The organism is Nocardia sp. NPDC050378 (assembly GCF_040655675.1).
GTDB classification, from domain to species: domain Bacteria; phylum Actinomycetota; class Actinomycetes; order Mycobacteriales; family Mycobacteriaceae; genus Nocardia; species Nocardia coubleae.
In genome coordinates this window covers 623,706-643,482 of sequence record NZ_JBFAKI010000002.1, presented here as the reverse complement: position 1 = coordinate 643,482, position 19,777 = coordinate 623,706, and the positions used below count along the sequence as shown (strand labels likewise).

Below are 19,777 nucleotides of genomic sequence, written 5' to 3'. Positions count from 1 at the left end.
ATATCGACCACCGGATGACAGGTTGATAACTTCGGAAGGGGAGGGGTTCGTCGTTATGACCGGGTCACCGGTAGAGTGGGTGAAGGACCGGCCCGCGCAATCCGTTCGAACCTGTATCGGATGCCGTCAGCGCGAGCCGTCTGCCGACCTGTTGCGGATCGTGACGCAGCCAAGGGAGGCGGGCAGTGCTACTGCCGCCCCCGTGGTCATCGTCCCCGACCCGCGGCGCAGACTTCCCGGACGGGGTGCCTGGTTGCACCCCGTCTCAGCTTGTCTGCGTTCCGCAGAGCGGCGCCGAGCATTCGGCAGAGCCCTACGAGTGTCCGGAAATCTGGATATCTCAGCCCTGGAGCAGTACCTCGAGAACAGGCACGAGCACTCATGAGCACACCGTGAAGCACCAACGATGAACGTCCATCGGAGATAACCCGAGGTCGTGCGGGCCCGCCTTACCTAGGCGGCGTCACTGCTCGACCTCTCAGTGAGGAGAGCAGTGGCAGGCAAGGCCCGCGTGCACGAGTTGGCCAAGGAACTCGGTGTCACAAGCAAGGAACTACTCGCGAAGCTCAAGGAGCAAGGCGAGTTCGTGAAGTCGGCGTCCTCGACGGTGGAAGCGCCCGTCGCACGTCGTCTGCGCGAATCACTCGCGTCGAAGTCCGCTCCGGCGGCCGACGCGAAGCCGGCGGCCCGTCCGGGTCCGTCGTCGGCGGCCCGTCCGGCCGCCAAGCCCACCCCCGGTGGTCCCCGTCCGGGCCCGCGTCCGGCTCCGGCGCCTGCCGCCGCCGCGACTCCCGCACCCGCTTCGGCGCCGGCGCCCGAGGTGAAGCCGGCTCCGGCCGCCAAGCCGACGCCCGCCGCCGCGCAGAGCGCACCGGCCAAGCCGGCCAACGCGCCCGCTCCCGGCCCCCGTCCGACCCCCGGCGCCCCGCGTCCGGGTCAGGCCGGTCAGGCGCCGCAGCAGCCGCGTCCCGGCACCCCCGCACCGGGTGCTCAGGCCCCGCGTCCGGCCGGTCCCGGCCCGAAGCCCGGCCCGAAGACCCCTCGCGTCGGCAACAACCCGTTCAGCTCGGCTCCCGATCGTGAGCGTCCGGCGCCGCGTCCCGCCCCGCAGGGCGGTCCTCGCCCGACGCCGGGTCAGGGCGGTCCCCGTCCGGCTCCCGGTCAGGGTGGCCCGCGTCCGGCTCCCGGTCAGGGTGGTCCCCGCCCCGGTCAGGGTCAGGGTGGTCCGCGTCCGGCCGCCGCGCAGGGCGGTGCCCCGCGTCCCGGTGGTCCGCGCCCCAACCCGGGCTCGATGCCGCCGCGTCCGAACCCCGGCGCCATGCCCGCTCGTTCCGCACGTCCCGGCCCCGCGGCCGGTGGCCGTCCGGGTCGTCCCGGCGGCGCTCCCGGTGGCGGCGCAGGCCGTCCCGGTGGTGGCGGCGGTGGCGGCTACCGCGGTGGCGGTGGCGGTGCCCCCGGCGCTCCCGGTGCCGGTGCTCCCGCGGCCGGTGGTTTCCGTGGTCGTCCCGGTGGTGGCGGCGGTCGTCCCGGTGGACCCGGTGGCCGTGGTGGTGCCGCAGGCGCCTTCGGTCGTCCCGGTGGTGCCGTGCGTCGTGGCCGTAAGTCGAAGCGGGCGAAGCGCGCCGAGTACGAGAACATGCAGGCTCCCGCCGTCGGCGGCGTGCGTCTGCCCCGTGGCAACGGCGAGATCATCCGTCTCGCCCGTGGCGCCTCGCTGTCGGACTTCGCCGAGAAGATCGACGCGAACCCGGCCGCTCTCGTGCAGGCCCTGTTCAACCTCGGCGAGATGGTCACCGCTACCCAGTCGGTGAACGACGAGACCCTCGAGCTGCTCGGCAGCGAGATGAACTACGTCGTCCACGTGGTCAGCCCGGAGGACGAGGACCGCGAGCTCCTCGAGTCGTTCGACCTCACCTACGGCGAGGACGCCGGCACCGAGGAAGACCTCGAGCAGCGTCCGCCGGTGGTGACCGTGATGGGTCACGTCGACCACGGTAAGACCCGACTGCTGGACACGATCCGTAAGGCCAACGTCCGTGAGGGCGAGGCCGGTGGCATCACCCAGCACATCGGTGCCTACCAGGTGCTGACGAACCTGAACGAGGAAGAGCGCCTGATCACCTTCATCGACACCCCGGGTCACGAGGCGTTCACCGCCATGCGTGCCCGTGGTGCGAAGGCCACCGATATCGCGATCCTCGTGGTCGCGGCCGACGACGGCGTCATGCCGCAGACGGTGGAAGCGATCAACCACGCCCAGGCGGCCGATGTGCCGATCGTCGTGGCGGTCAACAAGATCGACAAGGAAGGCGCGAACCCGGACAAGATCCGGCAGCAGCTGACCGAATACGGCCTGGTGACCGAGGAATACGGTGGCGACACCATGTTCGTCGACATCTCGGCCAAGCAGGGCACCAACATCGACGCGCTGCTCGAAGCGGTGCTGCTGACCGCGGATGCCTCGCTCGACCTGCGGGCCAACCCGGACATGGACGCCCAGGGTGTCGCCATCGAGGCGCACCTCGACCGCGGCCGTGGTCCGGTGGCCACCGTGCTCATCCAGCGCGGCACGCTCCGTGTCGGCGACTCGATCGTGGCGGGCGACGCCTACGGTCGCGTGCGCCGCATGGTCGACGAGCACGGCGAGGACGTCCACGCGGCGCTCCCGTCGCGCCCGGTGCAGGTCATCGGTTTCACCTCGGTGCCAGGCGCCGGTGACAACCTGATCGTGGTCGAGGAAGACCGCATCGCCCGCCAGATCGCCGACCGCCGCAACGCACGCAAGCGCAACGCCCTGGCCGCACGCAGCCGCAAGCGGATCAGCCTGGAAGATCTGGATGCCGCCCTGAAGGAGACTTCGGAGCTCAACCTGATCCTCAAGGGCGACAACTCCGGTACCGTCGAGGCCCTCGAAGAGGCCCTGCTCGGTATCGAGATCGACGACGAGGTGCGCCTGCGCGTCATCGACCGCGGTGTCGGTGGCGTCACCGAGACCAACGTCAACCTGGCGTCGGCCTCGAACGCGATCATCATCGGCTTCAACGTCCGTGCGGAGGGCAAGGCCACCGAGCTGGCCAACCGCGAGGGCGTCGACATCCGGTACTACTCGGTGATCTACCAGGCGATCGACGAGATCGAGAAGGCCCTCAAGGGCATGCTCAAGCCGATCTACGAAGAGGTCGAGCTGGGCCGGGCGGAGATCCGCGCGATCTTCCGTTCGTCGAAGGTCGGCAACATCGCCGGCTGCATGGTCACCAGCGGTTCGGTCAAGCGCAACGCCAAGGCGCGCCTGATGCGTGACGGCCGGGTGATCGCCGAGACGATGACCATCTCCTCGCTCAAGCGGGAGAAGGACGACGCCACCGAGGTGCGCGAAGGTTTCGAGTGCGGTATGACCGTGACCTACAGCGACATCAAGGACGGCGACATCATCGAGGCGTACGAGCTGCGCGAGAAGCCGCGCGACTGATAACGCACACCGTTCCGCACGCCGCACCCGAGCTTTCGGGTGCGGCGTGTGGTCATGCGTGCGAACCATCTACCAGGAGGTGAGCACCGCTGTACATCGGTGCGCTCGAATTCGATCTACTGCTCGGTGACGTGCATTCGCTCAAGGAGAAGCGGTCGGTGATCCGGCCGATCCTCGCCGAGCTGCAGAAACGCTTCGGCGTGAATGCCGCCGAGGCCGGTGATCAGGACCTGCACCGCCGTGCGCTGCTCGGGGTGGCCATGGTCAGTGCGGAAACGGGACATCTCACCGAGGTGCTCGACAAATGTGAGCGGCACGTTGCCGCGCGTCCGGAGATAGAGTTGCTGGCAGTACGCCGCCGGATCTTCGGACCCGAAGACTGACAGGCGCGGCCTGGGTGTCACAGCCCGGTGCCTGCCGATGAGAGGAGTGTCCCCATGGTGGATCAAGCCAGGGCTCGCCGACTCGCCAAGCGGATTTCCGCGATCGTGGCCACCGCGATCGAGTATGAGATCAAGGATCCGCGGCTGCGGTTCGTCACCGTCACCGACGCCAAGGTGACCGGCGATCTGCGCGAGGCGACGATTTACTACACGGTGATGGGCGAGACGCTCGATGCCGAACCCGATTACCCGGCGGCCGCCGCAGGTCTCGACGCGGCCAAGGGGGTACTGCGGTCCAAGGTCGGCGCGGGGACGGGCGTGAAGTTCACCCCGATCCTGTCGTTCAGCCTGGACAAGGTGCCCGACGCGGCGCGCGAGATGGAAGAGCTGCTGGCCAGGGCTCGCGCCATCGACGACGAGGTGGCCAAGGTGGCCGCCAACGCCAAGCATGCCGGTGACGCCGACCCGTACAAGCCCGAACGCGACGACGAGGACGAGTAGGGCACCCGCGTGACCAGTGTTCGGGACGGGACCGAGCTGGGCGCCGCCGTCGCGTTGCTGGCGGCCGCCCGTTCGGTGACCGTCCTGTGCCATGTGCAGCCCGATGCCGACACGGTCGGCAGCGGGCTGGCCTTGGCGCTGGCTCTCGACCGCCGTGGCGTGCCGGTGTGCGTGTCGTTCGCCGAACCGGCCGAACTGCCCGCCTCGCTGCGTACCCTGCCCGGCGGGCAGCATCTCGTCGCGCCCGCGCGGGTTCCGCACGAGGTGGACCTGCTGGTGGTCGTCGACTGCGGTGCCCGCAGCCGCCTCGGTGCGCTCGCCGACCGATTATCCGGTGCGGCAACGACTCTGGTGATCGACCATCACCGCGCCAACGACGGTTTCGGCACGGTGGATCTGATCGACGAGACGGCGGCCTCGACCACCGAGCTGGTCACCCGCCTGCTCGACGCGTGGGGCGTGCCGATCGACGCCGCCATCGCGCATTGCCTGTTCGCGGGCCTGGTCACCGACACCGGTTCGTTCCGCTGGGCCAGGCCGGGCAGTCACGCGTTGGCCGAGCGACTGCTCGCCACCGGCATCGACGGTTCCGAAATCACCCGGTCTTTGCTTGACACCCACCCCTTCACCTGGCTCCCCATGCTGTCGAAGGTGCTGTCCTCGGCCGTCGTCGTGCCCGGCACCGCGGGCGTGGGCTTGGTGTACGCGCTGGTCCGCGCGGCAGATACCCACGACGTGGGCCCCGAGGAAGTCGAAAGCGTCATCGACGTCATCCGAACCACCGCCGAGGCAGGCATCGCCGCCGTCTTCAAGGAAGCACGCGGCCAGAACAACCGCTGGACCGTCTCCCTACGCTCCCGAGACTCGGCCCCCGGCCGGTGCGACGGAATCGACGTAGCCGAGATCGCCGCGAGTTTCGGCGGTGGAGGTCATCGTTTCGCAGCCGGGTACACAACCTATGGAGATGCGGGCGAGGTCGTCCAGGCACTGCTCACGGCCCTCGAATAGCCGACATTCGGTGCCCCACCTGCCGCACTCCCAGCCCATGTGGAGTGACTCGAGTCCGCCACCTACCGCACTCGCAGCCGCGCGGAGCCACTCGAGTCCGCCACCTACCGCGCTCCCAGCCGCGTGGAGCCACTCGAGTCCGTCATGACCGCATTCCCAGCCCCGCCCGTCCCGACCTCGAGGAGGGACCGCCGCGAAGCGGCGTAGCGGCCCGGCCGCGAGTTAGGAGCCGTTGCGCATGCGCGCAGCGCGAGCAACGGCTCCTAACTCGCGGCCCTCCAGGGGCCGCGCTCGAGCGCGCCAGCGCTCCAAAAATACAGCCCAATACCTTTGTGGTGCACAAAACACCGAGGCAGTTCCGCACGACCCTAGCTCCGCAGGCTTCCCCAGATCATTCGACCGAACAACCCATGACAGCTCTGTCGGACCCCTGTGCCACCATCACCAGGTCGGGTGTCGAGGGGTCGGTGGAGGTCGTCAGTGTCCGAAAATGACGTAGTCGAACAAGCAGGCCCACGCAGAATTCTGGGCATCGCGGTACCGACCCTCGGCGTACTGGTCGCAGAACCTCTCTACCTCCTCTTCGATATCGCCGTCGTAGGCCGCCTCGGCGCCCTGGCACTGGCTGGCCTAGCGGTAGGCGGCGTCATCCTCGGTTCGGTGAGCACCCAACTCACCTTCCTGTCCTACGGCACCACAGCCCGCGCAGCCCGCCGCCACGGCTCGGGCGACCGGGCGGGTGCGGTGGAAGAAGGCGTGCAAGCCAGCTGGGTCGGCCTGGGTATCGGCCTGCTGATCGTCGCGGTGATCCAATTGTTCGCCGCGCCGCTATGTTCGGTCCTCGCCGGTGGTGGCGAAATCGCCGACGAGGCCCTCACCTGGGTGCGGATCGCCTTGTTCGGAGTGCCGCTGATCCTGCTGTCGATGGCAGGCAACGGATGGCTGCGCGGCGTCCAGGACGTTCGCCGACCACTGATGTATGTGGTTGCGGGCCTGGCTCTTTCGGCCGTATTGTGCCCGGTCCTGGTCTACGGCCTACTCGGGGCGCCACGCATGGAGCTGGCCGGTTCGGCCGTCGCCAACCTGGTCGGTCAAACGGTATCGGGCGCCTTGTTCGCATACGCCTTACTGCGCGAACGGGTTTCATTGCGCCCGCTACCGTCGGTGATGCGCGCCCAGCTGGTCCTCGGCCGCGACCTCATCGTGCGCAGCCTTTCCTTCCAGGTGTGTTTCGTTTCCGCGGCCGCCGTCGCCGCCAGGTTCGGCGCCGCTTCGGTCGCCGCCCATCAGTTGGTGCTGCAATTGTGGAATTTCCTTGCGCTCACCTTGGATTCGCTGGCCATCGCCGCCCAGACCCTGGTCGGTGCCGCCCTGGGAGCGGGCGACGTGACGGGCGCGAAGGGGATCGCCCGCCGTGTCACCACCTGGTCGGGGCTGTTCGCGCTGATCCTCGCCGCGATCTTCGCCGCCGGTGCCCCGTTCCTGCCGTTGCTGTTCACCGACGACGCGGCAGTGCTCGACCGCACCCACGTGATCTGGTGGTTCTTCGTCGCCATGATCCCGGTCGCGGGCGTCGTCTTCGGTCTCGACGGTGTACTCCTCGGTGCGGGCGACGCGGCCTTCCTGCGCACCGCCACCCTGGCGGCGGCCCTCGGCGGATTCCTGCCCCTGATCTGGTTGTCCCTGGTCTTCGACTGGGGCGTCGCGGGAATCTGGACCGGCTTGGTCGTCTTCATGCTCGCCCGCCTCCTCGCGGTCGTCGCCCGTGCCCGATCCGGACGCTGGGCCAAGGTCGGCGCCGAATTCCCACGCGAAGCCGCCTAGCCCGTCCGATCAGTCGAGCTGGGTCGGGGCGTTTCGACCCGAATTCGGGTTGGTCGGCGGAAATGCGGGTAGTGCCGGTTCGTCGCCGATGACCTACCGTCGGGTGGACGACTCGAGCAGACATGGGAGGCGAAACCGGAGTGCAGGAGTGGATTTCGAAGGCCGGGCGGGTGATCCTCGCGGTGGTCTTCGTACTGGTCGCGGTGGTCGTCGGGCTGCCCGCGTCGGCACAGGCGGCACCCGAGACACCGGGTCGGCTGGTGTCGCACACCGCTCAGCCCGCCGGGTGGGGCGAATGGTCGCGGGCTTCGATCGTCGAATACAGCACCGAGGCGGTCACCGGCGGAACCACGAATTCGGCAGGGCTGCTGCTGCTTCCGGATGGGCCCGCCCCGGAGGGCGGGTATCCGGTTGTCGCCTGGGACCACGGCACCAGTGGCCTCGCGCCGCACTGCGGGCTCACCACGTCCAAGGCGGCTCACGAACATGCGCTGCTGCAGTCGTTCCTCGACCGTGGCTGGGCCGTGGTCGCCCCCGACTACCTCGGACTGTCGGCCGGCGCCGACACCGTGCACCCCTACCTGCACACCCGCACCGAGGCGACCGCGACCATCGACCTGGTGCGTGCCGCGCAGGCTGCCGAACCCGCACTGTCGCGCAGCTGGGCCGTGGTCGGCGGCTCCCAGGGCGGACACGCCGCACTGGCCACCGGCAACCTCGCCACCGACTACGCCCCCGAACTCGACTTCCGGGGCACCGTCGCCCTGGCACCGGAATCCCATTTCGAGGAGATCCTGTCCCGGCTCGACTCGAATGTCCCGAACCTTCCGATCGTCGACCGGCTGGTCGGCCCGTTCGCGGGCATGCTCGCCGGACTGCGCGCCGCCCGCCCCGACCTCGACGTGAACGCCGCACTGAGCGCGCGCGGCCGCCAAGTGGTCGACGCGATCTCGACCAGCTGTGTGCGCGAATTCGATCGCGCGGCGGGCGGTGCCTCACTCGGATCGCTGCTGGCCCGGCCGATCACCGAGGGCGGCATCGGCGCGGCCCTGCGCGACTACATGGTGGTGCCGACCGTCGGCTACCGGCAGCCGATCCTCATCGCGCACGGCGCCACCGACATGGTCGTCCCGCTACCGATGACCCTCGCACTGCTGTCGCGCATGCGGGCGGCGGGTACCGTCGTGGAGTTCGCCCAGTACCCGGGCGGCCACGAGGAGATCGTCGTGGAATCGCGCGACCGGGTGCTCGACTTCGTCGACGAATTACTGGCCTGACCCGGTCCCGCCGGGTGAACCGGCGGGCCGCGAGAGCTAGTCGGGGTCTTTCATCAGTGAGCCCACGGCGATGGCGCCGCCGACCAGTGCGAGCGGGACCAGGCAGAGGAAGCCGACTATGTCGCCTCGCTCGTTGATGTCCTCCTGTTCGTCACGGTTGTGGCGGGCCGAGTTGTTGGTGACGCAGATGTCGTCGGCGTCCATGATCTCGGTGCCGCATCGCACGCCGGAATCGTCCTCGCTCAGACCCATGAAGGCGATACCGCCGAAGAACACCATGATCGCGATACCGATGACGAAACCCATCACCCGCATCGCCGGAGTCGACCTCTCGGCGGTGGCCGATGCACGCGCGACCGGGACAGGCGGCATCGGTGGCATCGGCTCGGCGTGCGGTCTCGGTGGCGTCGGCTCGGCCTGCGGTGCGGGCGTCAACGGCTCAGCGCGGGGCGCCGGCGGCAGCTCGAGTCCGATGTCCCGCGCGAGACCGGTGATCCCGTCTGCGTAGCCGTCACCGAGGTGGCGAAGTTTCCACCGACCCTGATGACGGTAGAGCTCCACCGTCCTGACCAGTGTCTCGGCCGTGAAGCCGCTGCTCACGGCGACGAACTCCGCGCCGTCGCCGCGCACGATGCTGCGCACCTCGGTGCCCGCGAATCCTTGCCTGCCCGTGGCCGCGGCCACGACGACCCGCGCGATACCGGCGTCGACCAGGGCAGGGTCGATTCGCACCGAACCCTCGGTGACTTCGACGGCCCCGTCAGCAGACGGGTCCGCGCCGGGAACCACCAGGTCGCGGCCGTCGCGGAGGCGACCGTTGGCGTCGAGACCTACCGCAAGCACGCGCGGCGGCGGGCCGTCGACCACACCGACCCGAACCTCGACACGCCCGCCGGACAGCACACAGTTGCCCCCTTTTGCCAACAACACCAGATCCCCCGAAGCTCTTGTGGCACAACGCCATGTGCGAAAAGCCTAACCGCTGCGCGCGGCGTCGGCAGGCTGTGTTCCGGAGAACCCGGACGCCGGTGACCGATGGGGATGGGCCGGTCGAGGGCCGATGTGTCACTGTGGACAGGTGAATCCGAAGTTGTGGGCGGTCAGCGATGTGCACGTGGGGCACCAGGGCAACAAGCCGATCGTCGAGCAGATCCGGCCCGACTCGCCGGAGGACTGGTTGATCGTCGCCGGTGACGTGGGGGAGAAGGCCGAAGAGGTGCGGTGGGCGCTCGAGTTGCTGCGCGCCCGCTTCGCCAAGGTGATCTGGGTGCCGGGCAACCACGAACTGTGGACCACGCCCAAGGACCCGGTGCAGATGCACGGCGCCGCCCGCTACGACTACCTGGTGGCGATGTGCCGCGATCTCGACGTCCTCACCCCGGAGGATCCGTTCCCGGTGTGGAACGGGCCGGGTGCGGAGAAGTTCGGCGGCAGCGTCACGCTCGCTCCGATGTTCCTGCTCTACGACTACTCGTGGCGGCCCGCCGGAACCAGTACCAAGGCCGAGGCGCTCGCGGTGGCACGGGAACGCAACGTGGTCGCCACCGACGAATTCCTGCTCCACCCGGACCCGTACCTCACCCGCGATGCCTGGTGCCACGCGCGCGTGCAGTACACCCAGCGCCGCCTCGACGCCTTGGCGCCGGAGACCCCGCTGGTGATGATCAACCACTTCCCCCTGGTCCGTCAGCCCACCGACATCCTCTTCTACCCCGAGTTCTCGCTGTGGTGCGGCACCGACCTCACCGCCGACTGGCACACCAGCTACAACGTGGTCTGCTCGGTGTACGGCCACCTCCACATCCCCCGCACCACCCATTACGACGGCGTCCGCTTCGAAGAGGTTTCCCTCGGCTACCCGCGCGAATGGAAACGCCGTGGCATGCCCGACCCGCTGCTTCGTCAGATCCTGCCCGAACCGGTGTACGCCGAGGGCGACCTCAATGCGTGGGGCGGTCACTTCACGGTCACCCCGGAAATGGAAGCGGCGGCGGAGGAGATGCGCGCGAAGGCCGACCGCCGTCGGGGCATCTGAACCGGGGAGTTCGGATTTGCGTAGAAGGTCCGCCACTGATTTGGTGATGCACATGGGTAACTCATCGGGTACGGGCGCACTCGCCGCTTCCGTCCCGCCAGCCGCCGAACCTGCCGGTCGACCACCCCGGTCCGGCCGTGAGACTCGGGGAGGCGGGCGTGCTTGAGAAACTGTTGCCGTCGGGGGTTGCTACCTCGGAACTGCTGGCGTATCCGGAGGACCTGAAGGCGCATCCCGCCGAAGAGCACCTCATCGCGAAGTCGGTGGAAAAGCGCCGTCGCGATTTCATCGGTGCTCGGCACTGCGCACGAGTGGCGCTCGAGGAACTCGGTGAGCCGCCGGTGGCGATCGGCAAGGGTGAGCGCGGTATGCCGCTGTTCCCGCGCGGTGTCGTCGGCAGCCTCACCCATTGCGACGGGTACCGTGCCGCCGCGCTGGCGCATGCGCTGCGGTTCCGCTCGGTCGGTATCGACGCCGAGCCGCACGGCCCGCTGCCCGAGGGGGTGCTCGACTCGGTGAGCCTGCCCGCCGAACGCGAGTGGCTAGCGGGCACACCCGATGACGGGCTGCACCTGGACCGGCTGCTGTTCTGCGCCAAGGAGGCGACCTACAAGGCCTGGTTCCCGCTGACCCTGCGCTGGCTCGGTTTCGAGGACGCCCACATCACCTTCGAGATCGATTCCCGCACAGCCGATGCCGCCACCGGGACGTTCCACACCAAGCTGCTCGTCCCCGGTCTCACCACCGACGGTGGAATCCCGCTCACCACGTTCGACGGACGCTGGATGATCGCCGACGGGCTGATCCTGACCGCGATCGCGCACGGCTGATGGCGGCGCGTACTCCGGCCGTCGACCCGCTCGGCGGATTGGTGATCGTGGACAAGGACGGCGGTTGGACCAGTCACGACGTGGTGGCGCGCAGCCGGAAACTGCTGCGCACCAAGAAGGTCGGCCATGCGGGCACTCTCGACCCGATGGCGACCGGGGTGCTTGTGCTCGGCGTCGAGCGGGCGACGAAACTGCTCGGTCAGCTGATCCTCACCTCCAAGGCGTACACGGCGACGATCCGCCTCGGTCAGTCGACGATCACCGACGACGCCGAAGGCGAGGTGGTCGCGACGACGCCCGCACTGCACGTCACCGACGCCGACATCGCCGCGGGGATCGCCGCGCTCACCGGCGACATCCAGCAGGTCCCTGCGACCGTCAGCGCCATCAAGATCGACGGCGAACGCGCCTACGCCCGCGCCCGTGCGGGCGAGGACGTGCAATTGGCCGCCCGCCCGGTGACCGTCTCCCGCTTCGACGTCCTCGCCCGCCGCGAAGCCGGCGACTTCGTCGACCTCGATGTGGAGGTCGACTGCTCCTCGGGTACCTATATCCGCGCCCTCGCCCGCGACCTCGGCGCCGCCCTCGGCGTCGGCGGCCACCTCACCGCGTTGCGCCGCACCAGGGTCGGCCCCTTCACCCTCGAACACGCCCGCACCCTCGACGAACTGGCCGCCGCGGCCGAAGCCGAGCAACCGCTGCTCAGCCTCGATATCGACACCGCCGTCCGCACCGCCTTCCCGCACCGCGACATCGACGAAGCCCAGGCCAACGACCTGCGCAACGGCCGCTGGCTCGACCCCGTCGGCATCAAGGGCGTTTACGCGGCCATCGACCCCACCGGCCGGGCCATCGCCCTCCTCGAGGAGAGCGGCAAACGCGCCGCCTCGGTCATGGTCGTCCGCCCCCAGGGCATCGGCGACTGATTCGGCGCTGTCGCCGCCGATGGGTGATCAGCGATCGGGCTCGCCGGTGGAGTCCAGGTCGATCCGGATGGTGAGCAGATTCGTACCGAGCAGGCGAACCATCGCACTGTTGACCCGGGGCAACTTCCGCAGCCGGGCTCGCGCGTCGTCGTCGGGGAGCAGTCGAGCTGTCCCCGCGTACCAGCGGGAACGTAGTTGGAGGCGCACACGGGGGTCGGCATCGATATTGCGGACGTAGGCCGAGGCGCGTCCATGATCGCTGACCATCCAGAACGTCGAGCCGACGAGACGTCCACCGATCGGCGTGCGCCTGGCCAGTCCTGAGCGACGGCCGGTTGTCTCCAGTAGTGCGTTGCCCGGAATGCGGCCGACCAGTGGTTTCGCTAACGGGTTGGCGAGATAGCGGTGAACCCATGTGACGATGTGGCGCTTGACCTGCGGATACGTCATGTTGCCTACTTTGTCGAGACGGAATGTCTAGACAATAGTGTTGTCGAGACTGCGCGTTCCGTCAACGGTAGAATCCTCGATGTGGTCTCGAAACCGTGTCGCGTGCACACCGGTCGCAAGCGCAATGACGCGGCGAGGCAGGCGATTCTGGATGCCGTGCCTGCTCTGCTGGCGGCCGCCGACGGCACCGACATCACCATGACCGAGATCGCCGCCGCGGCGGGTGTCGGCAAGCAGACGATCTACCGTTGGTGGCCTTCTCGCGGGGTGCTGCTGCTCGACGCGCTCACCGCGTGGGCGGGCGCCGAAGTTCCCGAACCGTCCGGCGAAACCCTGCTGGAGGACCTCGACACGTTTCTGCGAGCCACCTTCCTCGCCGCGTCGACGCCGCCCGCTCACCATCTGCTGTGCGCGATTCTTGCCGACGCACAACGTGATCCGGAGACGGCCCGGCTGCTCGCGGGCTTCGCCGAGACCCGGCGCGCCGCCCTGCGCCGCATCTTCGATCTTGCCCGCGTTCGCCGCGAACTCGCCGACGGCACCGATACGGAGCTGCTGATCGATCAGGCATTCGGAGTGCTCTGGTACCGGTTGGGTGTGCGCCGCGCGCCGCTGACGGCTGAATTGGCAGCCCAGCTCGCTGCCACCTTGGCCGCATGCGCCGCTGATTAGTTGTGCGGGATCGCACGGTCGTTCGGCGCCCTGACTGGTTCATAGTCTTGCGCCTCAGGGCCTCGGTGACTGATTTCGGCTGTGTCATGGCCTCTGGACGAGGACTAACGGGTCGACGACCTCGCTCGATAGCCTCGGTATATAGCCGACGGCGTCGTAGAGGTGGACCATGGGTGCGGTACGGAAAGCCTGGATCGGCGTTGTCGCCGGGGCGGTGGTCCTGCTTGCCGGATGTGCGTCCGACGAGCCTCGGGTGGTGAACTCTTCGCGCGTGCCGTCCACTCTGGCTCAGCCTCCGGTGGCGACGCCGCCCGATGCGGCGATCACCGTGCGGCCGATCGAGGCGACGACGGGGATGTCCGCCACGCGTACCACCGCTGCTCGGCCGAGTCCGCCGCCGACACCGGCGACGGGAACCATCGTGCTGCGCACCGAAACCGTGTCGGGTGTCGCGGTTCCTGATGTGCCGGTACATCTTTCACGTCAGGAACCGTGTGATCCGGCGGGCCACGACATTCCGGTGGGGGAGACGAGTGAGACCCAGCGGCTCGATGCCGTGACCGACGGCGACGGCCGCGCCGTCTTCACCGTGCCGGTGGGCTGCTACTACTTCGGCATGACCGCCCCCGCCGGGACGAATCCTGTTCCGGAGGGCATGCATTCGGCCTTCCTCACGACTGCCGGATCAACTGTCGAGGGCCTGCTGCGCTTCCAGGACACCGCGGGCTCCTGCCACCCCGACGGCATCTCCGCCGACCTCGGCATGCTCGACAACGCCGCCGTCATCGACTGCGACGGAACCTGGGCCGTCATCCGCTTCGCCACCCCCGGCGACAACCAGCGCATCATCCGCCGCGTCGACGGCACCTGGACCACCTACGTCCTGTTCCCCAACGAAACCTGCTGGAGCACCGCCGAATCCGACGGCGTCCCCGCCCGCCTCCGCCCCTACTTCACCTGCTGATCAGGCGGTCAGCCAGATGGCCTCGGCCGCAAGGGTTCCCAGTTCGGTGGGGGAGGCGGCGGTGGCGATGCGGACGGCGATGGTACCGGCGAAGTCGCGGCGTTCGGCTACCTCGATGGGGGTGTCGAGGGCGATGCCGACGGAGTCGAAATAGCGCAGCATCTCGGGGTCGGAGTCGGAGATGCGGGCGACGCGGCCGGATTCGCCCGCGGCGAAGTCGCTGAGACGGCGGGCCGGAGGTGTGGGGACGGCGCCGTCGACCGAGGGGATGGGGTCGCCGTGCGGATCACGGTCGGGATGGCCGAGTTTCGCGTCGATCCGGGAGACCAGCAGTTCCGACACCGCGTGCTCGAGGACCTCGGCCTCGTCGTGCACTTCGTCCCAGCCGTAGCCGAGTTCGTTCACCAGGAAGGTCTCGATGAGGCGGTGGCGGCGCACCATGGCCACGGCGGCACGACGGCCGTGGTCGGTCAACGTGATCGCACCGTAGCGGGCGTGCTCTACCAGGCCCTGGTCGGCGAGCTTGCGCACCGCCTCCGACACGGTCGAGGCCGACACGCCGATGCGCTCGGCGAGCAGCTTGGTGGACACCTTCTCCTGCGACCACTCCTGCGCGGTCCAGATGACCTTCAGATAGTCCTGTGCCACCGCCGACAGCTCGGGCGCGAGCGTAGCGGTGACCTCGAGTCCGGCCTCTCGTTTACCTGGCACGTTGTCAATGTTAGGCATCCCTGGCCCGAATCACACATCGGCGAACCGGCCACGATCGCATCACACCGGAATTCTGTTCGCGCACCGCTTTGCGTAGGCTTCGCTCTGTGCAGAGATGGCGAAGTCTCGACGACGTGCCCGCGGACTGGGGACGTTGCGTCCTCACGATCGGCGTGTTCGACGGGGTACATCGTGGACACGCGCAGCTCATCAGCCGTGCGGTGGCCGCGGCGAAAAAGCGTGGCGTGCCCGCGGTCCTGATGACGTTCGACCCGCACCCGATGGAAGTGGTGCGCCCCGGTTCGCATCCGGCCCAGCTCACCACCCTCACCCGGCGGGCCGAACTGGCCGAGGAACTCGGCATCGACGTGTTCTGCGTGATGCCGTTCACCCAGGAATTCATGAAGCTCACCCCCGCCGGTTACGTGCACGACCTGCTCGTGGAGCGGTTGCACGTCACCGAGGTCGTGGTCGGCGACAACTTCACCTTCGGCAAGAAGGCCGCGGGCACCGTCGACACCATGCGTGAGCTCGGTGCGCGTTTCGGTTTCGAGGTCGACGGGGTGACCCTGCTCGGTGAGCATGCCGTCACCTTCTCCTCCACCTACATCCGCGCCTGCGTCGACGCGGGCGACATGGCCGCGGCCGCCGAGGCGCTCGGCCGCCCGCACCGCGTGGAGGGCGTGGTCGTGCACGGCGACGGTCGTGGACGTGGACTCGGTTTCCCGACCGCCAACGTCGCCCCGCCGATGCACGCCGCGATCCCCGCCGACGGGGTGTACGCGGGCTGGTTCACCGTGCTCGGCGCCGGTCCGACGATCGGCACGGTCGAGGCGGGCGAGCGGGCGATGGCGGCGATCTCGGTGGGCACCAACCCCACCTTCTCCGGACGCTCGCGCACGGTCGAGGCCTATGTCCTCGACGGTGAGGCCGATCTGTACGGCCAGCACGTGGCGGTCGACTTCGTCGAACAGCTGCGCGGAATGCGTAAATTCGAGTCCATCGACGAGCTGGTCGAGGCCATGGGCCGCGACGTCGAGAATGCCCGCAAGGTCCTCACCGCTGTCGAGGCCTGACGATCGTTTGTCGGGTTGAGTCAGCCCGGAGTCAAGGTGGTACAACGGGTCAAGTAAACTGGCTCCTCGGGTTTGCTGCGGTCCGCGGTGGCGCCCATCCCGGGTGACCGGACATTCGAGCGCGGAACTGAAAAATAGGAGTCGAGCCACATGGCGCTGACCACTGAGCAGAAGTCGGCCATCCTGGCCGAGTACGGCCTGCACGAGAAGGACACCGGTTCGCCGGAGGCGCAGATCGCGCTGCTGTCGAAGCGGATCTCGGACCTGACCGAGCACCTCAAGCAGCACAAGCACGATCACCACACCCGCCACGGCCTGCTGGCCCTGATCGGTCGTCGTCGCCGCCTGTCGAAGTACCTGCAGGCCAAGGACATCAACCGCTACCGTTCGCTCATCGAGCGTCTCGGCCTGCGCCGCTGATCTGCTACGACACGCCTCCACGCTGAGGCGGTCGGCGAGTAGCCAACAGGAAGAAGTACACTTCTTTCTGTTGGCTATTCGTGTATTCGGAGACCATGGGGTTTCCGGGTGCACTACAACATGTGACAGCCGTGTGCATCCGTCCACGTGGCGTCGGTCTTCGGTAGTGGCCTTTCGGCAGGCGATGTTCTACCGCCGTCGGGCTTCGATCGATGACCGCCACCGCGTCGCCGCTTCCAAGGGGATACGGCCGGGTGCTGCGCGTGACAGCCAGGAGGGTTGTCGCGTGTCCGTGTCCGGTACGGCTGACGAAAAGCTGGTTCGCGCCCATCAGGCGAGTACGCCTGGCATCGGCCGCGCGAATCGGCGAGACGAGAGGTCGAGAGAGAAATATGACGCAGACAACTGAACGTGCATCGACTGCGGTCGAGGTAGAACCCGGTGTTTTCGAATCGGTCGCGCTGATCGACAACGGTAGCTTCGGCACCCGCACCATCCGCTTCGAAACCGGCCGTCTGGCCAAGCAGGCCGCCGGCTCCGTCGTCGCCTACCTGGACGACGAGACCATGCTGCTGTCGGCGACCACCGCCGGTAAGCACCCCAAGGACCAGTTCGACTTCTTCCCGCTGACGGTCGACGTCGAAGAGCGCATGTACGCCGCGGGCCGCATCCCCGGCTCGTTCTTCCGTCGCGAGGGCCGTCCCTCCACCGACGCGATCCTGACCTGCCGACTGATCGACCGTCCGCTGCGCCCGACCTTCATCGACGGTCTGCGCAACGAGATCCAGGTCGTGGTCACCGTGCTGAGCCTGGACCCCCAGGATCTCTACGACGTGCTGGCCATCAACGGCGCCTCGGCGTCCACCCAGCTGTCGGGCATCCCGTTCTCGGGTCCGATCGGTGGCGTGCGCGTGGCCCTGATCAGCGGCCAGTGGGTGGCGTTCCCGACCGTCGAGCAGCTCGAGGGTGCGGTGTTCGACATGGTCGTCGCGGGCCGTGTCACCGAGACCGGTGACGTCGCCATCATGATGGTCGAGGCCGAGGCCACCGACAAGGTGATCGCGCTGATCGAAGACGGTGCGCAGGCACCGACCGAGGCCGTGGTCGCCGAGGGCCTGGAAGCCGCCAAGCCGTTCATCGCGCGCCTGGTCCGCGCCCAGGCCGACCTGGCCGCGCTGGCCGCCAAGCCCACCCAGGAGTTCCCGCTCTTCCCGCCGTACGGCCCCGATGTGTTCGAGGCCGTCGAGGGCACCTCGAAGGTCGAGCTGAATCAGGCGCTGAGCATCGCCGACAAGCAGGCCCGCGAAGCCAAGATCGATGAGATCAAGGTCGAGGTGCTGTCGCGTCTCGGTGAGGACTTCGCCGGTCGCGAGAAGGAGCTGGGTGCCGCGTTCCGCTCGGTCACCAAGAAGCTGGTCCGCCAGCGCATCCTGACCGACGGTTTCCGCATCGACGGTCGCGGCCTCGCCGACATCCGTGAGCTGTCCGCCGAGGTCGACGTGATCCCCCGCGCCCACGGTTCGGCGCTGTTCGAGCGTGGCGAGACCCAGATCATGGGCGTCACCACCCTCGACATGGTGAAGATGGCTCAGCAGGTCGACTCGCTCGGCCCGGAGACCTCCAAGCGCTACATGCACCACTACAACTTCCCGCCGTTCTCCACCGGCGAGACCGGTCGCGTCGGTTCGCCGAAGCGTCGCGAGATCGGCCACGGCGCCCTGGCCGAGCGCGCGCTGATGCCGGTGCTGCCCTCGCAGGAGGAGTTCCCCTACGCCATCCGTCAGGTCTCGGAGGCGCTGGGTTCCAACGGCTCCACCTCGATGGGTTCGGTGTGCGCCTCGACCCTGTCGCTGCTCAACGCCGGTGTGCCGCTGAAGGCGCCGGTCGCGGGTATCGCCATGGGCCTGGTGTCGGACACCGTCACCAACGACCAGGGAGTCGAGGAGGTCCGCTACGTGGCCCTCACCGACATCCTCGGCGCCGAGGATGCCTTCGGCGACATGGACTTCAAGGTCGCCGGTACCCGTGACTTCGTCACCGCCCTGCAGCTCGACACCAAGCTCGACGGCATCCCCTCGCAGGTGCTGGCCGGTGCGCTGAACCAGGCGCACGACGCCCGCACCACCATCCTGGACGTGATGGCCGAGGCCATCGCCACCCCGGACGAGATGAGCCCGTACGCCCCGCGCGTCACCGCGATCAAGATCCCGGTCGACAAGATCGGTGAGGTCATCGGCCCCAAGGGCAAGATGATCAACCAGATCACCGAGGAAACCGGCGCCAACATCTCCATCGAGGATGACGGCACCGTGTTCGTCGGTGCGACCGACGGGCCGTCGGCCCAGGCCGCGATCGACATGATCAACGCCATCGCCAACCCGCAGCTGCCCAAGGTGGGCGAGCGCTTCCTCGGCACGGTCGTCAAGACCACCGCCTTCGGCGCGTTCGTCTCGCTGCTGCCGGGCCGCGACGGTCTGGTGCACATCTCCAAGCTGGGCAACGGCAAGCGCGTGGCCAAGGTCGAGGACGTGGTCAACGTCGGCGACAAGCTGCGCGTGGAGATCGCCGATATCGACAACCGCGGCAAGATCTCGCTGGTTCCGGTCGAGGACGAGGCCGCCGCGCCCGCCGAGTCGGCCGACACCGAGGACTCCGCCGCCGAGTAACCCCACCCACCGCGTAAGCCCCCCGCCGAGCACGATGGCGGGGGGCTTCGTCGTGTTCGGGGTGTAGTGGCGTGCATCACTCGAATGCAACGGTGATGCAACGTTGGCTCGCCTAGTGTGTCCTGACACAGTACGAATCTGTGGCGACGGCAGTGACGTAGCCCGTGGATGAACCGGGCGGTCGGCTGCCGGTTCGGCGTGTGCGGCCAGGTTGCCCGGCGCCGTCGCGTTCCGGCGAATTACTCCCGAGTACGAGATTTTGACGGAATCTGGTCCGGTTTATTATCGAAACGAATACGCTTCACCTCGTCTACGGGCGCGTGTGTCGGGTGTCGGGGTTGACGATGGAGGTCGGGAGATAACCGAGTCATTGCTGGTTGTGTGGCGACGAGCCGGAATGTCGCGATCGTGTCATAGCCGATCGCACTGAATTCCGGTGTGAGCGGGCGGATTTCGGGCAGGGTGCCCGGGGTTGGCCGTCCGCGCGCCGATCCCCGACCCGGTGCGAGCCGGGGGAGTTCCGAGAGTTTTTCGCGGCTGCGTGGCGTTACCCGCGGCCGGTAGA

General features: G+C 68.3%; 18 protein-coding genes. 15 read left to right on the top strand and 3 right to left on the bottom strand.

Features of this window, described 5'->3' with window-relative positions; translation table 11 throughout:
• Nucleotides 1–55: 55 nt before the first annotated feature.
• The 7 genes from AB0I35_RS06865 (at nucleotide 56) to AB0I35_RS06835 (ending at nucleotide 8,462) form a co-directional block, all read left to right on the top strand.
• Nucleotides 56–385: a YlxR family protein gene (locus AB0I35_RS06865; protein ID WP_357394813.1), complete on the top strand. Its 330-nt coding sequence runs from the start codon at nucleotides 56–58 to the stop codon at nucleotides 383–385.
• Nucleotides 386–493: 108 nt separating this feature from the next.
• A complete protein-coding gene (gene infB, locus AB0I35_RS06860; protein WP_357394812.1) occupies nucleotides 494–3,469 on the top strand; it encodes a translation initiation factor IF-2 in 2,976 nt (991 codons plus the stop codon).
• Between the two features lie 89 nt (nucleotides 3,470–3,558).
• Nucleotides 3,559–3,852 (top strand): DUF503 domain-containing protein, encoded by a 294-nt coding sequence (locus tag AB0I35_RS06855; protein ID WP_357395019.1) that lies wholly within the window; start codon nucleotides 3,559–3,561, stop codon nucleotides 3,850–3,852.
• Nucleotides 3,853–3,906: 54 nt separating this feature from the next.
• Nucleotides 3,907–4,353, top strand: a complete 447-nt coding sequence (gene rbfA / locus AB0I35_RS06850) for a 30S ribosome-binding factor RbfA (protein ID WP_357394811.1) — start codon at nucleotides 3,907–3,909, stop codon at nucleotides 4,351–4,353.
• Between the two features lie 9 nt (nucleotides 4,354–4,362).
• The gene (locus tag AB0I35_RS06845) at nucleotides 4,363–5,361 is read left to right on the top strand and encodes a bifunctional oligoribonuclease/PAP phosphatase NrnA (RefSeq protein ID WP_357394810.1); all 999 of its coding nucleotides are present in this window, start codon (nucleotides 4,363–4,365) and stop codon (nucleotides 5,359–5,361) included.
• A 480-nt stretch (nucleotides 5,362–5,841) separates the two neighbouring features.
• Nucleotides 5,842–7,185, top strand: a complete 1,344-nt coding sequence (locus AB0I35_RS06840; RefSeq protein ID WP_357394809.1) for an MATE family efflux transporter — start codon at nucleotides 5,842–5,844, stop codon at nucleotides 7,183–7,185.
• Nucleotides 7,186–7,307: 122 nt separating this feature from the next.
• Complete coding sequence (locus AB0I35_RS06835; RefSeq protein WP_357394808.1) at nucleotides 7,308–8,462, top strand: lipase family protein; 1,155 nt, start codon at nucleotides 7,308–7,310, stop codon at nucleotides 8,460–8,462.
• Between the two features lie 36 nt (nucleotides 8,463–8,498).
• Here AB0I35_RS06835 and AB0I35_RS06830 read toward each other — a convergent pair whose 3' ends face one another.
• A complete protein-coding gene (locus AB0I35_RS06830) occupies nucleotides 8,499–9,389 on the bottom strand; it encodes a TerD family protein (protein WP_357394807.1) in 891 nt (296 codons plus the stop codon).
• Between the two features lie 151 nt (nucleotides 9,390–9,540).
• Here AB0I35_RS06830 and AB0I35_RS06825 point away from each other — a divergent pair, with 151 nt between their 5' ends.
• The 3 genes from AB0I35_RS06825 (at nucleotide 9,541) to truB (ending at nucleotide 12,253) form a co-directional block, all read left to right on the top strand.
• Complete coding sequence (locus tag AB0I35_RS06825; protein ID WP_357394806.1) at nucleotides 9,541–10,497, top strand: metallophosphoesterase; 957 nt, start codon at nucleotides 9,541–9,543, stop codon at nucleotides 10,495–10,497.
• A gap of 158 nt (nucleotides 10,498–10,655) precedes the next feature.
• Nucleotides 10,656–11,327: a 4'-phosphopantetheinyl transferase Npt gene (gene npt / locus AB0I35_RS06820; protein ID WP_357394805.1), complete on the top strand. Its 672-nt coding sequence runs from the start codon at nucleotides 10,656–10,658 to the stop codon at nucleotides 11,325–11,327.
• Nucleotides 11,327–12,253, top strand: a complete 927-nt coding sequence (truB, locus tag AB0I35_RS06815) for a tRNA pseudouridine(55) synthase TruB (protein WP_357394804.1) — start codon at nucleotides 11,327–11,329, stop codon at nucleotides 12,251–12,253. The genes npt and truB overlap by 1 nt, the downstream gene beginning before the upstream one ends.
• Before the next feature lie 27 nt (nucleotides 12,254–12,280).
• Here the strand turns inward: truB and AB0I35_RS06810 are convergent, their stop codons facing one another.
• Nucleotides 12,281–12,703, bottom strand: a complete 423-nt coding sequence (locus AB0I35_RS06810; RefSeq protein WP_357394803.1) for a nitroreductase/quinone reductase family protein — start codon at nucleotides 12,701–12,703, stop codon at nucleotides 12,281–12,283.
• 81 nt (nucleotides 12,704–12,784) lie between these two features.
• On the opposite strand from AB0I35_RS06810, the gene AB0I35_RS06805 reads away from it, so the two are divergent.
• Together AB0I35_RS06805 and AB0I35_RS06800 are read left to right on the top strand one after the other, a co-directional pair.
• Nucleotides 12,785–13,375 carry a TetR/AcrR family transcriptional regulator C-terminal ligand-binding domain-containing protein gene (locus AB0I35_RS06805; protein WP_357394802.1) on the top strand — a complete coding sequence of 197 codons (591 nt, stop codon included), beginning with the start codon at nucleotides 12,785–12,787 and terminating at the stop codon, nucleotides 13,373–13,375.
• 169 nt (nucleotides 13,376–13,544) lie between these two features.
• Entirely contained in the window at nucleotides 13,545–14,339 is a 795-nt protein-coding gene (locus tag AB0I35_RS06800; protein ID WP_357394801.1) for a hypothetical protein, read from the top strand.
• Here the strand turns inward: AB0I35_RS06800 and AB0I35_RS06795 are convergent, their stop codons facing one another.
• The gene (locus AB0I35_RS06795; protein WP_357394800.1) at nucleotides 14,340–15,068 is read right to left on the bottom strand and encodes a metal-dependent transcriptional regulator; all 729 of its coding nucleotides are present in this window, start codon (nucleotides 15,066–15,068) and stop codon (nucleotides 14,340–14,342) included. It abuts the gene before it with no gap.
• Nucleotides 15,069–15,157: 89 nt separating this feature from the next.
• Between AB0I35_RS06795 and AB0I35_RS06790 the strand changes: the two genes are divergently transcribed.
• The 3 genes from AB0I35_RS06790 (at nucleotide 15,158) to AB0I35_RS06780 (ending at nucleotide 19,212) form a co-directional block, all read left to right on the top strand.
• A complete protein-coding gene (locus AB0I35_RS06790) occupies nucleotides 15,158–16,126 on the top strand; it encodes a bifunctional riboflavin kinase/FAD synthetase (protein ID WP_357394799.1) in 969 nt (322 codons plus the stop codon).
• Between the two features lie 150 nt (nucleotides 16,127–16,276).
• Complete coding sequence (gene rpsO / locus AB0I35_RS06785; protein WP_067492627.1) at nucleotides 16,277–16,546, top strand: 30S ribosomal protein S15; 270 nt, start codon at nucleotides 16,277–16,279, stop codon at nucleotides 16,544–16,546.
• 392 nt (nucleotides 16,547–16,938) lie between these two features.
• Nucleotides 16,939–19,212, top strand: coding sequence for a polyribonucleotide nucleotidyltransferase (locus AB0I35_RS06780; RefSeq protein ID WP_357394798.1), 2,274 nt, complete (start codon nucleotides 16,939–16,941; stop codon nucleotides 19,210–19,212).
• Nucleotides 19,213–19,777: the final 565 nt, after the last annotated feature.

Coding starts and splice junctions, on each gene's coding strand:
- AB0I35_RS06865 (WP_357394813.1), top strand. CDS start 56: ATGACCGGGTCACCGGTAGAGTGGGTGAAGGACCGGCCCGCGCAATCC.
- rbfA (WP_357394811.1), top strand. CDS start 3,907: ATGGTGGATCAAGCCAGGGCTCGCCGACTCGCCAAGCGGATTTCCGCG.
- AB0I35_RS06835 (WP_357394808.1), top strand. CDS start 7,308: ATGGGAGGCGAAACCGGAGTGCAGGAGTGGATTTCGAAGGCCGGGCGG.
- truB (WP_357394804.1), top strand. CDS start 11,327: ATGGCGGCGCGTACTCCGGCCGTCGACCCGCTCGGCGGATTGGTGATC.
- AB0I35_RS06810 (WP_357394803.1), bottom strand. CDS start 12,703: ATGACGTATCCGCAGGTCAAGCGCCACATCGTCACATGGGTTCACCGC.
- AB0I35_RS06800 (WP_357394801.1), top strand. CDS start 13,545: ATGGGTGCGGTACGGAAAGCCTGGATCGGCGTTGTCGCCGGGGCGGTG.
- AB0I35_RS06795 (WP_357394800.1), bottom strand. CDS start 15,068: ATGCCTAACATTGACAACGTGCCAGGTAAACGAGAGGCCGGACTCGAG.
- rpsO (WP_067492627.1), top strand. CDS start 16,277: ATGGCGCTGACCACTGAGCAGAAGTCGGCCATCCTGGCCGAGTACGGC.
- AB0I35_RS06780 (WP_357394798.1), top strand. CDS start 16,939: ATGACGCAGACAACTGAACGTGCATCGACTGCGGTCGAGGTAGAACCC.